The sequence below is a fragment of the Rhodococcus sp. A14 genome, assembly GCF_011603105.1.
GTDB classification, from domain to species: domain Bacteria; phylum Actinomycetota; class Actinomycetes; order Mycobacteriales; family Mycobacteriaceae; genus Rhodococcus_F; species Rhodococcus_F opacus.
On the sequence record NZ_JAAOQS010000071.1, the window covers coordinates 1 to 14,817 of the forward strand.

The window sequence follows — 14,817 nt, forward strand, 5'->3', positions numbered from 1 at the left end:
GGTCCGGGCGCGAACAGCGGCCCGGACCCGCCACCCGCTGGCGTGGTTTCACTCGATCCTGACCCGCAAACGCGGTGTTGCCGTCCAGACGCCGCCCGCCAGTGCCGGTGAGGTGCTCGAACGTCTCGTCGACATGCCGCTCAGCGTCTGGACCTACGGTTTCGATCACGAATCGGTGCGGCACCTGGGCCCGATGGCACAGGATTTCGCCACCGCATTCGGTCTCGGTTCCAACGACCGCCGCATCGCGATGGTCGACGCGAACGGGGTGTGCATGGCGAGCATCCAGGCCCTGTACCGGCGCGTCATCGCGCTCGAAGCGGAAGTGGAACGCCTGCGGAGGTAGCGTCCGAGTCCGGTTTTGCGTCCCGGCGTCCGCCCGGCCGCCACCAGTTGGCGTTGCCCAGCAGGTACATCGTGGCAGGCACCAGCACCATCCGCACGATCGTCGCGTCGATGAGGACCGCGGTCGCGAGGCCGACGCCCATCATCTTCACGGTCACGTCCCCGTCGAGCGCGAACCCGGCGAACACCGCCACCATGATTGCCGCGGCGCTCGTGATCACCCGGCCCGTCGACGCCAGTCCCTCGACGACGCTCCGATGCGAGTCGCCCGTGTCGAGCCAGCGCTCACGTATCCGGGAGAGCAGGAACACCTCGTAGTCCATCGACAGTCCGAACAGGATGGTGAACATCAGGATCGGCACCCAACTCGACACGGGAAGCGCGTGCGGAAGTCCGAGTAGCTGCGCGCCCCAACCCCATTGGAACACCATCACCATCACGCCGTAGGCGGCGGCCACCGACAGCAGGTTCATCACGGCCGCCTTCACCGCGACCACCGGCGCGCGGAACACGAACGTGAGCAGCACCACCGACAGTGCGACGACGAACGCGATCACCAGCCACAGCCGTTCGGCGAGGCGGGCGGAGATGTCGGCGAACGTCGCGGTGAGTCCGGTGACGTGGACGCCGTCGGCCGCGTCGGACCGGATCCGCTCCAGCAGTTCGGTACTGCGGGGGTCGCTGGGACCGGTGGTCGGCTGCACCGAGATCAGCGCGGCCGTCGAGTCGGCGTTCATCAGTACGGGCGTCACCGAGGCCACCCCGGGTTCGGCTGCCAGTTCGCGCGCGAGGGCCGGAAGCTCCGCTGCCGGAACCTTGTTCAGGTCGACCGCCACCATCAGGGGTCCGTTGGCGCCGGGCCCGAACTCGGAGTCGATAAGGTCGTACGCCTGACGGATCGTGTTGGCGGCCGGCGCGCTGCCCGCGTCCTGCGGCCACGTCCGCATGCCCAGAACCGGCGCGGCCAGGAGGAGCAGCACCCCGAGCGCCGTCAGGGCCCACAGCCACGGGCGGCGGCTCACCCGGATCGCCCACCGTTCCGTCAGCGGCGACGTCGTGCGACGTTCGGCCCGGGCACGGGACCGCTTGCCCAGCACCCGCGTGCCCGCCAACCCGCACAGTGCGGGAACCACCGTGACCGAGGTGAGCATCACGATGCCGACCATCGCGAATGTGGCGTAGCCGAACGACGCGTACATCGGCAGCCCGGACAGTCGCAGCCCGAACAGGGAGACGAGGACGGTGGTGCCGGCGAAGATCACCGACGTCCCGGCCGTGGAGTTGGCGGCCGCGACGGCGTCCCGCACCGACATGCCGGCCCGCAGTCCCTCCGTGTACCGGGTGACGAGCAGCAGCGCGTAGTCGATCCCGACGCCGATGCCGACCATCGTGGCGATGGTCGGGGCGATGGTGCTGATGCTGGTGAACCCGGCCATGATCGTGATGAGCCCCGACCCGATGCCGACGCCGACGAGTGCGACGGCCAGGGGCAGTCCGGCTGCCACCACGGAACCGAACGCGAACACCAGGATGATCAGCGCCAGGATCATGCCGACCGCCTCGGCGGTGCCCGACGGCGTGGAGATGTTCTCCGGCACCTGCCCACCCAGTTCCACCTGCAGCCCCTGCGCCTGAGTGTCGGCCACCGCGGCGTCGAGGGCGTCGACTCCCTCGCTGCCGTGGAAGTCGGTGACCGGGATGCGGTAGTTGAGGCTGATCACGGCCGTGTCGGAATCCTGGGACAGGCGGGGCGGCGACACGGAGCTCACACCGTTCACGTCGGCCAGCCTGGTGCCGAGATCGGTGAGGACCGCGGGGTCGAGCGGACCGCTGTCGGAGTGCACGACCACCCGGGCGTCCGCTCCCGACATCTCCGGGAATCGTTCACTCAGCAGATTCGTCCCCCGCTGCGACGGCAGACCGGGCACGTTGTAGTCGTCGTGGTTGGTGCCACCGAACGCGGACGCGGCGGCGAACACCAGAACGAGCAGCGTCAGCCACGTGGCGATCACCCGCCAGGGGTGGGCAGCGGCGGCCGAGCCGAGGCGCGCGAGCAGGGAACTCATGGGGGGAGCCTCCAGGAAAGCCGGTTGGTTCTGTCGCCTCCGACTGTGCGCCCGGCGGCTAGTGGCCCACTTGGAACTCGCTTGGGTGGGTGGTCACCCGGGTGCGCGCGGCCTCCACCCAGGCCGGGCAGCCGCAACGTTCGGCCAGTTCGAGCGCCGCCGCGTAGTGGGTGCGGGCGTCCTCGGGCCGGTCGAGGAGCACCTCGAGGTCGCCGAGGATCGTGTCGACAGGGCCGACCGCGAACGCCGCCGTGTCGCCGCCGCCGATCCGGCCGCTGTACGGGCTCAGCTCCGCGTGCACGGCGGCCGCCTCGTCCCGTTCACCCAGCTGCGCGACGACGATGCCCCGCAGCGACATCATCAGGGAGTGGAAGAAGTCGCGGCGGACCGGGCGCAGGTGACGCCGGACCTCACGCGCCCGGTCCGGTTTGCCGTTGCCGAGTAGCGCGAGGGCGTGCAGATCGGCGATCACGTCCGTCGCGGCACTGTCGACGGTCTCGATCACCGCCTCCAGTTCCCCGGCGCGTCCCTCGGTGAGCCGGAGCGTGAACTGTGCGAGGGCGAAGACGCTGTCGGCGTCGAGACCCGCCCGGGTCATCAACTCGTGGCCGCGCCCGTAGTGTCGTTCCGCCGCGGCCAGATCGCCGGTGAGGTGAGCGACCATCGCGCGGCTCATCTCCCGGGTCGCCTGCGCCTGCTGGAACTGATACCGGTCCGCCAGCTCCGACTGGATGCCCATGTGGTGTTCGATCGCCGGGATGTCACCGTTGCCGGAGGCGATCTCGGCCAGCAGGTGGTGGCCCAGCATGGTGAACACGGGAAGCTGCGTCCGGTCGCCGATCCGGAGCAGCTCGTCGCCGATGACGTGGTCGCCGAGCGTGCTGGTCGGGGAGCCGGTGCCGGCGTGGACGGCGCAGAGCACCAGCCCGAGCAGCACCGGGTCGTCCAGGTCGCGGGCGAGAGTCTCGGCCTCCCGGACCGCGGAACCGGTGCGCTCGTGGTCCTCCGCCCCGATCTCGTGGACGAGTGTCACCAGCAGCCGGCACCGCACCGCCGGTTCCAGTTGCTCGTGCCGCAGCAACGCCTCGATCTGATCGACGACGGCCGTGTCCACTTCGCCGTATCGCCGATTGATCCACGGCGTCGGGGTGTCGACGAACGCGAGCACCCGGATCGCCAGGTCGGTGCGGCCCGCGTCCCGGGCGAGCGCGAGAGCCCGCCTCCGCGAACGGGATCCCGCCAGTCCGCTGCCGGCGGCGAGTTGCGTGCGGCTCAGTTCGGTGAGGAGTTCGACGCGCTCGTCCACGGACGCCACTGCGTCCGGCGGCAACCGGTCGGCCGCTCGAAGGGCGTTGTCGAGGAAGGCGATCTCCGCGTCGTGGGCGTAGCGATCGGCGGCCTGCGCCGCGGCCGCGACATTGTGGTCGAGTGCCTGCCGCGCGGTGGCAGCAGACAGCGCCTCCGTGAAATGGTGGGCGAGAGCCGCGACGTCGTGCGGCCGCAGCTCCTCGAGTGCCGTCCCGACCCGCGCGTGCCAGCGGCTCCTGCGCAGCCGGGTGAGGTCGGAGTAGAGCGTGTCGCGGACGAGGGCGTGCGTGAACCGGACGGTCCCGGCGCGCGGCTCGCCGAGAAGTCCGGCGATCACGCCCGATTCGAGTGCGTCGAACACGGCGTCCTCGTCGATTTCGGCGGCACGGGTGAGAACGTCGATGTCGGATTCGCGGCCCACGACCGCGGCCAGCCGGAGAACGGACACGGTGAGTTCGGGGAGACGGGCGATCCGCCGGCGCAGGACGTCCCGCACCCCCTCGGGCACCTCCGACGTGGCCACCAGTTCACCCTCACTGGCCAGGAGCCGGGCGCTCTCCTGCAAGTAGAACGGGTTTCCGCCGGTGCGGTCGGCGAGTGCGCGGAGGGTGTCGGGATCGGGGTCGCGACCCGCCACGTGCCGGATCAGCTCGGCCGAATCCTCGGGTCCGAGTCCGCCCAGGCGGATGCGTGTCGGCTGCAGTGACGCGAGATCGGCGAAGCAGTTCTCCAGGTTCGGGTCCACCTCGTCCGGGCGGAACGCGAGGATCAGCAGGATCGGCGACCGCTGCTGCGCGAGCCGCACGAGGATCGCCAGGGTGTCCTCGTCGGCGCGGTGGACGTCGTCGAGGACGACGGCGAGAGGACCGTGCTCGCGGACGGTCCCGATGTAGTCGGCGACGGCACGGTGCAGCAGGAACCGTCCGCTCGGAGCGTCCGGCCGCGCCGCGTGCGAACGGTCGTCGGAGAGCAGGGGTGCCAGCGCGGCCGTCTCGGTGCCGGGGTCGACTTTCTCGGCCAGTGCGCGCAGGATCTCCACCCACGCCCACGCGGGCGGGGCGCCGTCCACTTCGGGGCAGCGACCCACCGCCACCTGCCACCCGGCGGCGTGCAACGTTCGACGGAACCGGCGCAGCAGCGACGACTTCCCGGATCCGGCGTCGCCGCCCAGGAGGACCACGGGGGTGCCGGGGTCGGCCATCAGATCGGTCAGGGTCGCCATTTCCTCGCTGCGGCCGAGGAACCAGGGGTCCGGGGTGGTGTCGACGGGCCCGGCGGCGAGGGCGGGTGCGGGTGCGGCCGGGACGGTGCCGGTGAGGATCTGGCGTTCGAGTTCCGTCAGGGCGGGACCGGGGTCGAGGCCGAGTTCGTTCGCCAGCCGGCCGCGGGCCTCGCGTAACGCGGCCAGGGCGTCCGCCTGTCTCCCGCTGCGGTGCAGGGCCAGAGCGAGCAACCGCCATCCCTCCTCCCGGAGCGGGTGTTCCCGGGTGAGGGTCTGCGCGTCGAGCACGGCGCCGGCCGCATCGCCGCTCGCGAGGGCGGACGCCACCAGACGTTCGCGCGCGACCACCCGCAGTTCCTCGAGCCGGGCGATCTCGGCGAGAGCCCAGTGCTCGCCGGCCACCTCGGCGAACGCAGGCCCCCGCCACAGGCTCAGTGCGCGCTCGAGATCGGCTCGCCCGGTGTCGGCGGTAGACCGGACCAGGTTCTCGAACTCCCACGCGTCGACACCGGACGGGGGCAGGGTGAGCGCGTAACCCGGGGCCCGGCTCACCAGGACGGTGGAGTCCGCCCGGGGCGCGCGGTGCGGCTCCAGCGCCCGGCGCAGGTTCGAAATGTAGGCCTGAAGCGCGCCGACAGCCCGCGGTGGGGGAGCGCCGTGCCAGAGATCGTCGATCAGCCGATCCACCGGCACCACCTCGCCGCGCGCGACGAGCAGCAACGCGAGCACGGCGCGCTGGCGGGGGCCGCCGAGGTCCACCGCCCCCGATTCGTCCTCCGCCTCGAGCGTCCCGAGTACTCGAATACGCAGCATCGTTCAGCAAGCGTAAGCACTAGTGGCCTCCAAGTCCTCTCCAAGACGCCGAACCGACCCTGAATGCATGACTACGTCAACTGCTCACACCGTCCGCCCCGACACCCGCGAGATGGTGGTGGTCCACGACTGCTTCCGTCGGCAGTTCGCCGCGCTGCCCGCACTCGTCCGGGGTGTTCCCGCCGGCGACACCGCCCGGGCCGGGGAGGTGGTGACGTTCTTCGCGGAACTCGCCACCGCCCTGCACCACCATCACACGAGTGAGGACGACCTGCTGTGGCCGAAGCTGCTCGACCGCGCGCCCACCGACGCGGCGCTGGTGCTGCGGATGGAGGAACAGCACGAACGCATCTCCGAGCTGCTGTCGCGGGCGCAGTCGCAGGGTGCCGCGTTCACGGCGGACGCGGTGGACGGCGAACCGCTGGCGAAGACGCTGACCGCGCTGTCCGCCGCGCTCGACGAGCACCTCGGCGAGGAGGAGCAGCGGATCCTCCCGATGGCGGAGCAGTTCATGACGCTCGCCGAATGGCAGGAGATTGGCGATCGTGGCCGCGCGTCGATCCCCAAGGACCGGCTGCTGGTGTTCCTCGGCTTCATCCTTCATGGGGCGACCCCCGAGGAGCGTCGAATGTTCCTGTCGGAGATGCCCTTCGCGGCCAGGATGGCGTGGTCGATCCTGGGGCGTCGGGCATTCCGCAAGGACTACCGGCGGATCTACGGCACCGAACCGGCCGCCTTCTGACGCCGGATCACCCTGCGCCGCAGCCGGCCCCGGCTGGTGCGCTCCCAGAGGCTGGGTGGTGTGCGCTCGGGATCCATCAGTTCGTTCTCGGCCAGCGGACTGTCTTCGTCCTCGACCGTCTCCGGCTCGAACTTCTCGAGGGTCCGGCCGCCGCCGCGCAGTGCCTCCACGGTGCCCAGGAACGACGTCTCGGTCAGCGTGTCCTCGAACAGCCCGGCCGGGACACCGAGGTGCTCGCAGACGAGCTGACGGCGAATTCCGAGAATGGTCTGCCGCAGCTCCTCACCGTTCGCTGTGTCCGCGGTGACCTCGACCGCCAGATCACACTCGGTGTCGAACCCCATCGACCGGTTGTTGAGGTTCGACGAACCCACGCGCAGGAGCCGGTCGTCCATCACCAGCACCTTGGCGTGGACGTAGATCGGCTCACCGCCCGGCGTGACGGGGTAGTAGACGCCCAGCCGGTTCCCGGTATCGGCCTGCCAGAGCAGGTGCAGCAACCGGCGGCGGGCGCCGTCCATGGCCTTCTGCTCGAGCCAGCCGTCGGCATTGCGCGGCAGCACCAGCACGATCTCCGGTCCGTCCGGTTCCTGTAGTCGCGCGGCGATCGCCTCGGCGAGGGTGCGGGAGGCCAGGTACTGACTCTCGATGTACAGCGTCCGCTCGGCGCCCGCGATCGCAGCCAGATACAGGGCCTCGATCTCCCGGACCTCGTCCCGATCGGCGAGCTCCGGCAGCGTGCGCGCGATGCCCACGTCGACGGAGCGCATCGCCGGCTTCAGCCCCTCCGGCCACGGAGTCCTCCCCGCGATCTCGTCGACGGGCGCCAGATCCTGCCCCGTTGCCGCCTTCCACCGGGTGCGGGCGAGCTCGCCGATGGCCTTCGCCGCGTCCCCGTCGACGGCGGTCGTCGCGTCGTGCCACGGCCCGTACCGCTTGCCGTTCGGCTGCGTCCGGTAATGGTTGCGGTCCCGATGTTCCGGGGTGTCCCACCGGTCCACGGTCATGTCGATGCCGCCGCAGAACGCGAGCGCGTCGTCGATGACGACGATCTTCTGGTGGTGCGCCGAGCCGACGGGGTGGGCGGCGTCGAGTTCGAAGTGCAGGCGGCGGTCGGTCACCCAGTTGACCACGAAGATCGGCGTCATGCCGCGCCCGATCGCGGTAAAGGCCCCGATGTTCCATTTGAGCAGGTAGATGTCGAGATCGGGGCGTTCCCGCGTCAGCCAGGCCAGGAACCGGCCGAGCTGGTTGGGGCCCTCGAGCGTCTTCTCGTCCGGCTCGAACTTGATCCTCGTGTCGAAGTCCCAGCCGATGAGGATGATGCGCCTGCGAGCCTGCAGCATCGCGGACTTGGCATGGCGGAAGTAGTCCGCCGCATCGACGATGCACGCGAGACGATCGGCGTGGGCAACCTGCCAGCACGTGTCACCGGGAGTCAGGATCGTGCCGTCGTCGCTCATGTGTTTTCCGCTCTCCCGGTCTCGTTCGTCCACCCCGTCCCCTGCGGGTGGACGATTCACAGTACTGCGCCACCCCCGCGCAGCTACCGTTGAGAGGTGCGGAGGTGGTGGCGCATCGTGGCGTTGCTCGCACTGGTCAGCGTGCTGTGGGCACCAACTGTCGGTGCGGTTCCGTTGCGGGCCGGTTCGAGCCCCGGCACGGTCGTCGCCTCGTCCGAATTGCCGGCGGAACTCTGGCTCCGCGGAACCGGCAGTGCCTACCGGATGACATATCTGACCACCGACCGGCACGGCATCACCCCGTGCACCGGGATGGTGTTCGTGCCGCCCGGTTCACCGCCCGCCGGAGGCTGGCCCGTCATCGCGTGGGCGCACGGAACGGTCGGGGACTCCGACGCCGACGCACCGTCCGTGACCGGAGTCGACAGGGAATCCTCCGACTACGTGAGCAGCTGGCTGCAACTCGGTTACGCCGTGGCCGCCACCGACTACGTGGGCCTGGGCACCCCCGGGGTGCCGCCCTACCTCGACGGGAAGGTCGCCGGGCGCAGCGTCGTGGACTCCGTGCGCGCCGCCAGGGCGATCGATGCCGATCTCTCCGCCACGTGGATGGCGGTCGGACTGTCCCAGGGCGGGCAGGCCGCGGTGTTCGCCGCACACGCTGCCACGACGTACGCGCCGGAACTCGACTACCGCGGGGCAGTCGCGAACGGGGTGCCGTCGAACATCGAGATGGTGGCGGACTGGAGCGGTCCGTCGTTTCCGCCGCAGGGCCTCGCCGGTCTCACCGTGTACATCTCGTACCTGATCGCCGGGGTCCGTGACGCGTATCCCGAACTGGACATCGACAGCTACCTGACCCCGGTCGGGAAGCAGTTCGTGGACGCCGCTCCCGAAGTGCCGTTCCGGCAGTTCGCGGCCATGACCCGCAACGTGTCGGTGGCGCAGATGCTGTCGCGGGCACTCGACGTCCCGGCGCTGCAGGACGCGTTGCGCGAATATCTCGAGGTCCCGGTCGCGGGTTACGACCGACCGCTGCTGCTCGTCCAGGGGGTCACCGACGCGTCGGTGCCGATCCCGCTGACGGAGAAGCTTGTCGCCGAGATGCACAGTGCAGGAACCGATCTCGACTACCGCGTGTATTCGGGCGGTCACTTCGGCAGCATGTACCAGGCCGGCCCCGACCAGGCGGCGTTCGTCGCCTCGCTGATCAGGTAGGGCGTTCGGATCCGGCCGGCACGCCGAGGTGCCGGGTGAGTTCGCGGGCCGCGGCCTGCCCCGCCCGGTTCGCACCGATCGTCGACGACGACGGGCCGTAGCCCACGAGGTGAATCCGCGGATCCGACGCCACTTGGGTGGCCAGGCGCCCCGTCATCGTGATCCCGCCGCCCGGCCCGCGCAACCGCAGCGGCGCGAGGTGATCGAGGGAACTGCGAAAACCGGTGCACCACAGGATCACATCGACCTTCAGCTCGCGGCCGTCCGACCACCGGACCCCGTCCGCGGTGATCTCACTGAACATCGGTTGCCGCGCCAGCACCCCGCGTTCGCGGGCGGCGCGGATCGCAGGCGTCACGGGCAGTCCCGTCACCGACACCACCGAACCCGGCGGCAGCCCGCGCCGGACCCGGTCCTCGACGAGAGCGACGGCGGCACGGCCGATCTCGGGCGTGAACGGCTCGTCCCGGAACTCCGGTGGGCGGCGCGTCACCCACGTGGTGGTCGTGACGCGGGAGATCTCGTCCAGCAACTGCACCGCCGAGATGCCACCGCCCACGACGAGCACGTGCTGTCCCGCGAAGTCCTGCGCCGAGGCGTAGTCCTTGGTGTGCACCTGGCGGCCGGTGAACGACTCGGCGCCGGGGTAGCGGGGAATGAACGGGCGTTCCCACGTACCCGTGGCGTTGATCAGACCGCGGGCCGACACGACGCCGCGGTCGGTCTCGATCCGCAGACGCTCGCCGCGCGCACACACCACCCGCGTGTGCACGGGACGGTGCACCGGCAACTCGAACTGTTTCTCGTATGTCGCGAAGTACTGGGGAACCGCGGCCGCCGCATGCACCAGCGCGGCCTCCGGGTCGTTCGGGTCCACGCCGATCGTGTCGGCGAAGCCGAGCCCGGGAAGGTCGTGGACACCGTTGACGGTGCTCAGTGTCAATGACGGCCACCGGAACTGCCACGCGCCGCCGGGCCCCGGGGCGTGATCGAGCACCACGAAACCGGACTCCGGTTCCACCCCGAACCTGCGCAGATAGTAGGCGGCAGACAGCCCCGCCTGCCCCGCGCCGATCACGGCCACGTCCACATCGCTGTTCATGTCGGTCCTCACCTCCCCCCTCACAACTACCGGAGAGCCTCGTGTGTTCCGGCCGATTCGGCTGTGGTTGGCTGAAGACGTCCAGTCGGGTGGGCAGGGGAGAATTCGTCAGTGGACAGCAATCACGAAGAAAGCGAGTGGACATGATCGGGACGAGTCGTGACGGCGACGTCTTCACCCTCGAACTGCAACGCCCCGACCGTCGCAATGCGTTGAACACCGAGATCTGCGAACTCCTGCGGGAGGAGACGGAGAAGTCCGTCACCGACGGCGCGCGGGTGATCGTCCTCACAGGGCAGGGCAGCGCGTTCTGCGCCGGCGCCGACCTGTCGGGCGACGTGTACGCCGACGGATTCACGGACACCCTGCTCGAGATGCTGCACACCATCGACTCGGTGCCCGTCCCCGTCATCGCCGCGATCAACGGCCCCGCGATCGGCGCGGGCAGCCAGCTGGCGCTCGCCGCGGACCTGCGTGTGGTCGCTCCCGAGGCGCGCTTCGCCATCCCGGCCGCCAAACTCGGGATCTCCGTGGACCGGTGGACGGTGCACCGTCTGGCCGCCCTGATCGGCGGCGGACCGGCACGAACGATCCTGCTCGGTGCGGAGGAGGTCGGTGCGGACGAGGCACTCGCGCACGGCCTCGCCAACAAGCGCGGCGACCTCGCCGTCGCACAGCAGTGGGCGCACTCGATCGCGCGCCTGGCGCCGCTGTCGCTGCAGCACCTCAAGATGGTGCTCAACGACGACGGCACCCAGAGCCCGCCGCCGCCCGAGCAGCTCGCGGCGTTGCATGCGGCGTGGAAGAGCTACGACGCGCAGGAAGCGCGCGCGGCACGCGCCGAGAAGCGTCCGCCGGTCTTCCGGGGTCAGTAGCCGCTCGCCGCACCTTTCCCGCACGCGTGGTTACAGTTGTCGGGGTGAAAGCGATGAACGCTGTGACGACTGTTTTGGCCACCGCCGCCCTCGGGTGGCTGACGCGGGCTGCGTGGGGGCTTCCGTCTCAGATCGGTGCGTCGCGTGCCAAGGTGCGCCCGTACGCCGCGACGTCGCCGCGGTACCGCGACCGGCAATTCCACAACACCGATCCGAGCAGCATGATGCTGCCCGGATCGGAGACCGGGATCGTCAAGGCACTGATCACGCGGGGCAGCGCGGGACGCCCGCGCAGGCCGATCCCGCTCGCGACACCCCTCGCGCCCGTCGAGGCCGCCGATGCAGCGGTCACCTGGTACGGCCATTCGAGCGTGCTCGTCGAGGTCGACGGGTTCCGGGTGCTGGCCGACCCGGTGTGGAGTCATCGGGTGTCGCCGTCCGCGATTCTCGGTCCGTCCCGCATGCACCCGACCCCGGTCCCGCTGGCCGACCTGCCCGTTCTGGACGCGATCGTCGTCTCGCACGATCACTACGACCACCTCGACATGGCCACCGTGCAGCAACTCGCCGCCACGCAGAAGGCGCCGTTCGTCGTTCCGGTCGGGCTCGGTGCGCACCTGCGGCAGTGGCGGGTGCCGGAGGAGCGGATCGTGGAACTCGACTGGGACGAGTCGACGACGTTCGGCGCACTCACGCTCACGTGCACCGAGGCCCGGCACTTCTCCGGGCGCGGGCTGGTACGCAACACCACCCAGTGGGCGTCGTGGGTGCTCGCCGGACCGAACCGGAAGGTGTTCTTCGGCGGCGACAGCGGGTACACGCCGCGGTTCGCCGACCTGGGCCGCCGGTACGGGCCGTTCGATCTCACGCTGCTGCCCGTCGGCGCCTACGACACGCGGTGGGCCGACATCCACATGAACCCGGAGGAGGCGGTGCAGACCCACGTCGACCTCAACGGCGGCGACGGCACCCGCGGTCTGCTGGTGCCGGTGCACTGGGCCACGTTCAATCTCGCGTTCCACGCGTGGTCCGAGCCGATCGTCCGGCTGCTCGCGGCCGCGCAGGAGAAGGGCACCCCGGTGGCCGTGCCGATGCCCGGACAGCGCATCGACGCGTTGAAGCCGGCGGCCCAGACACCGTGGTGGTCCGCGCTCGGCTGAGTCCGGCGCGCATCCCCTCCGAGCGAAGCCTCGTTGCGTAGCCTTTGACCATGGCATACGACGAAACGGGCACCGACAGCGTTGCAGTCGTCGCAGTGGAGGGGTTGACGGCCGCCCAGGTGGCGGAGCGGGTGGCGGCAGGCAAGACCAACGACGTGCCCGATCGGGCCAGCCGATCGGTACGCGACATCGTCCGCGCCAACGTGTTCACCCGGATCAACGCGATCCTCGGTGTCCTCCTGATCATCGTGCTGGCCTCCGGTTCGATCATCGACGGCATGTTCGGCCTGTTGATCATCGCCAACAGCGGGATCGGCATCATCCAGGAAGTGCGGGCCAAGCGGACCCTCGACAAGCTCGCGATCGTCAGCCAGACCAAACCGGTGGTGCGCCGCGACGGTGCCGCCGTCGCGATGGCACCCCGGGAGGTCGTGCTCGACGACATCATCGAGCTCGGCGCCGGCGACCAGATCGTCGTCGACGGTGTCGTGGTCGAGGCGATGTCCCTCGACATCGACGAATCCCTCCTCACCGGTGAGGCCGACCCCGTGCACAAGGACGCCGGCCAGCAGGTGCTGTCGGGAAGCTTCGTCGCGTCCGGCAGCGGCTGTTACCGCGCCACGAAGGTCGGAAGCGACGCGTACGCCGCCAAACTCGCGGACGAGGCCAGCAAGTTCACGCTCGTGCACTCGGAGTTGCGCAGCGGCATCGACAAGATCCTGAAATTCATCACGTATCTGATGATTCCGGCCGGTCTGCTGATCATCTACAACCAGTTGTTCTCCAGCGGCGAGTCGATCCGGCCGGCGCTGAGCGGGATGGTGGCCGCGCTGGTCCCGATGGTGCCGGAGGGACTGGTGCTGATGACGTCGATCGCGTTCGCGGTCGGGGTGGTCCGGCTCGGTCAGCGGCAGTGCCTCGTGCAGGAGTTGCCCGCCATCGAAGGTCTCGCGCGCGTCGACGTGGTGTGCGCAGACAAGACCGGAACGCTCACCGAGAACGGCATGCGGCTGTCGGAACTGCGTTGCGCCGACACCGCCGACACCGAACCGTCCCGTGCGGCACTCGCCGCGATGGCGGCGTCCGACCCGCGGCCGAACGCCAGCGTCCTCGCGATCAAGGAGGCGTTTCCCGACGACCCCGGGTGGGGTGACGCCACCGCGGAGGCGCCGTTCTCCTCGGCCGAGAAGTGGAGCGGACAGTCGTACGGCACCCACGGCAACTGGGTCCTCGGTGCGCCGGACGTCCTGCTCGACCCCGGCAGCGACATGGCCAGGCAGGCCGAGGAAGTGGGGTCCTCGGGACTGCGGGTGCTCCTGCTCGGCAGTTGCGACGTTCCGGTCGACCACCCCGCGGCGCCGGGTGCGATCACACCCCGGGCGCTGGTGATCTTGGAGCAGCGGGTGCGTCCCGACGCCCGCGGCACCCTCGAGTACTTCGCGAGCCAGAACGTCACGGTGAAGGTCATCTCGGGTGACAACGCCGTGTCGGTCGGCGCCGTGGCCGGATCGCTCGGACTGCCCGGCGGCGACCGTCCCGTCGACGCCCGCGAACTGCCCGACGACCGCGACGCCCTCGCCGAGACCCTGGAAACGTCCACCACGTTCGGCCGCGTGCGCCCCGATCAGAAGCGGGAGATGGTGGGGGCCCTGCAGTCTCGCGGTCACACCGTCGCGATGACCGGCGACGGCGTCAACGACGTGCTGGCCCTCAAGGACGCCGACATCGGGGTGTCGATGGGCTCGGGCAGCCCCGCCACCCGCGCGGTGGCGCAGATCGTGTTGCTGGACAACAAGTTCGCCACCCTGCCCTACGTGGTGGGTGAGGGCCGCCGGGTGATCGGCAACATCGAACGCGTCTCGAACCTGTTCCTCACCAAGACCGTGTACTCGGTGCTTCTGGCGTTCCTCATCGGCATTACCGGTGTGCTGTCGCAGATCTTCCATTTCGAGCCCGTGCCGTATCCGTTCCTGCCGCGGCACGTGACGATCGCCGCCTGGTTCACCATCGGCATTCCTGCGTTCATCTTGTCGCTGGCTCCCAACAACGAGCGGGCGCGCTCCGGCTTCGTGCCGCGCGTGATGCGTCTCGCCGTGCCGTCGGGCGTGATCATCGGTGTCACGACGTTCATTTCGTATCTCCTCGTCTACGCCGGCCCGGATCAGACGGAGACGCAGAAGATCCAGGCGGGCACGTCGGCACTGATCACCCTCATCATGATCGCGCTGTGGGTGCTGGCCGTGGTCGCGCGGCCGTACGTGTGGTGGAAGCTGGTGCTGATCTTCGGATCCGTAGCGGGATATCTCATCCTGTTCGCGTTGCCGTTCACGCGGGAGTTCTTCAAACTCGATCCGACCGACGTCGGCGCCACGACCTCCGCTCTCGTGTGCGGGCTCGTGGGAGTGGTTCTCGTCGAAATCGGATGGTGGGTGACGGGCCGCCTGCACGGTGAGCATCGCCGCCTCTTCGCGGTGCCGGAAGACCTGCCGGGCGTGCACTGACG

General features: G+C 69.9%; 10 protein-coding genes. 6 read left to right on the forward strand and 4 right to left on the reverse strand.

Features of this window, described 5'->3' with window-relative positions; genetic code table 11:
* Positions 1 to 346, forward strand: a 346-nt coding sequence (locus G9373_RS29680) for a tail fiber domain-containing protein (protein ID WP_240960813.1), incomplete at its 5' end; no start/stop codon positions are given.
* Here the strand turns inward: G9373_RS29680 and G9373_RS29685 are convergent.
* Both G9373_RS29685 and G9373_RS29690 read right to left on the reverse strand, forming a co-directional pair.
* Positions 306 to 2,411, reverse strand: coding sequence for an MMPL family transporter (locus G9373_RS29685; RefSeq protein ID WP_167118274.1), 2,106 nt, complete (start codon positions 2,409 to 2,411; stop codon positions 306 to 308). The genes G9373_RS29680 and G9373_RS29685 overlap by 41 nt on opposite strands.
* A 58-nt stretch (positions 2,412 to 2,469) precedes the next feature.
* Entirely contained in the window at positions 2,470 to 5,754 is a 3,285-nt protein-coding gene (locus tag G9373_RS29690; protein ID WP_133986157.1) for a BTAD domain-containing putative transcriptional regulator, read from the reverse strand.
* A 67-nt stretch (positions 5,755 to 5,821) separates the two neighbouring features.
* On the opposite strand from G9373_RS29690, the gene G9373_RS29695 reads away from it, so the two are divergent.
* The gene (locus G9373_RS29695) at positions 5,822 to 6,496 is read left to right on the forward strand and encodes a hemerythrin domain-containing protein (protein ID WP_043790590.1); all 675 of its coding nucleotides are present in this window, start codon (positions 5,822 to 5,824) and stop codon (positions 6,494 to 6,496) included.
* Here G9373_RS29695 and G9373_RS29700 read toward each other — a convergent pair.
* Positions 6,469 to 7,959, reverse strand: a complete 1,491-nt coding sequence (locus G9373_RS29700; RefSeq protein ID WP_167118277.1) for a phospholipase D-like domain-containing protein — start codon at positions 7,957 to 7,959, stop codon at positions 6,469 to 6,471. The genes G9373_RS29695 and G9373_RS29700 overlap by 28 nt on opposite strands.
* Before the next feature lie 117 nt (positions 7,960 to 8,076).
* On the opposite strand from G9373_RS29700, the gene G9373_RS29705 reads away from it, so the two are divergent.
* Positions 8,077 to 9,177 carry a lipase family protein gene (locus tag G9373_RS29705; protein ID WP_043790588.1) on the forward strand — a complete coding sequence of 367 codons (1,101 nt, stop codon included), beginning with the start codon at positions 8,077 to 8,079 and terminating at the stop codon, positions 9,175 to 9,177.
* On the opposite strand, the gene G9373_RS29710 is transcribed toward G9373_RS29705, so the two are convergent.
* Complete coding sequence (locus G9373_RS29710; RefSeq protein ID WP_005260531.1) at positions 9,170 to 10,279, reverse strand: NAD(P)-binding domain-containing protein; 1,110 nt, start codon at positions 10,277 to 10,279, stop codon at positions 9,170 to 9,172. The two genes, G9373_RS29705 and G9373_RS29710, sit on opposite strands and share 8 nt — an antisense overlap.
* Before the next feature lie 143 nt (positions 10,280 to 10,422).
* Here G9373_RS29710 and G9373_RS29715 point away from each other — a divergent pair, with 143 nt between their 5' ends.
* The 3 genes from G9373_RS29715 to G9373_RS29725 are packed head-to-tail and all read left to right on the forward strand — an operon-like array spanning position 10,423 to position 14,815.
* Positions 10,423 to 11,154, forward strand: coding sequence for an enoyl-CoA hydratase (locus G9373_RS29715; RefSeq protein WP_005244016.1), 732 nt, complete (start codon positions 10,423 to 10,425; stop codon positions 11,152 to 11,154).
* 53 nt (positions 11,155 to 11,207) lie between these two features.
* Positions 11,208 to 12,314 (forward strand): MBL fold metallo-hydrolase, encoded by a 1,107-nt coding sequence (locus G9373_RS29720; protein ID WP_133986160.1) that lies wholly within the window; start codon positions 11,208 to 11,210, stop codon positions 12,312 to 12,314.
* A 50-nt stretch (positions 12,315 to 12,364) separates the two neighbouring features.
* The gene (locus G9373_RS29725; protein WP_005568485.1) at positions 12,365 to 14,815 is read left to right on the forward strand and encodes an HAD-IC family P-type ATPase; all 2,451 of its coding nucleotides are present in this window, start codon (positions 12,365 to 12,367) and stop codon (positions 14,813 to 14,815) included.
* Positions 14,816 to 14,817 lie beyond the last annotated feature (2 nt).

Bases quoted from the DNA above. Each gene is read 5' to 3' on its own strand.
- G9373_RS29685 (WP_167118274.1), bottom strand. From the start codon at position 2,411: ATGAGTTCCCTGCTCGCGCGCCTCGGCTCGGCCGCCGCTGCCCACCCC.
- G9373_RS29690 (WP_133986157.1), bottom strand. From the start codon at position 5,754: ATGCTGCGTATTCGAGTACTCGGGACGCTCGAGGCGGAGGACGAATCG.
- G9373_RS29695 (WP_043790590.1), top strand. From the start codon at position 5,822: ATGACTACGTCAACTGCTCACACCGTCCGCCCCGACACCCGCGAGATG.
- G9373_RS29700 (WP_167118277.1), bottom strand. From the start codon at position 7,959: ATGAGCGACGACGGCACGATCCTGACTCCCGGTGACACGTGCTGGCAG.
- G9373_RS29710 (WP_005260531.1), bottom strand. From the start codon at position 10,279: ATGAACAGCGATGTGGACGTGGCCGTGATCGGCGCGGGGCAGGCGGGG.
- G9373_RS29715 (WP_005244016.1), top strand. From the start codon at position 10,423: ATGATCGGGACGAGTCGTGACGGCGACGTCTTCACCCTCGAACTGCAA.
- G9373_RS29720 (WP_133986160.1), top strand. From the start codon at position 11,208: ATGAACGCTGTGACGACTGTTTTGGCCACCGCCGCCCTCGGGTGGCTG.
- G9373_RS29725 (WP_005568485.1), top strand. From the start codon at position 12,365: ATGGCATACGACGAAACGGGCACCGACAGCGTTGCAGTCGTCGCAGTG.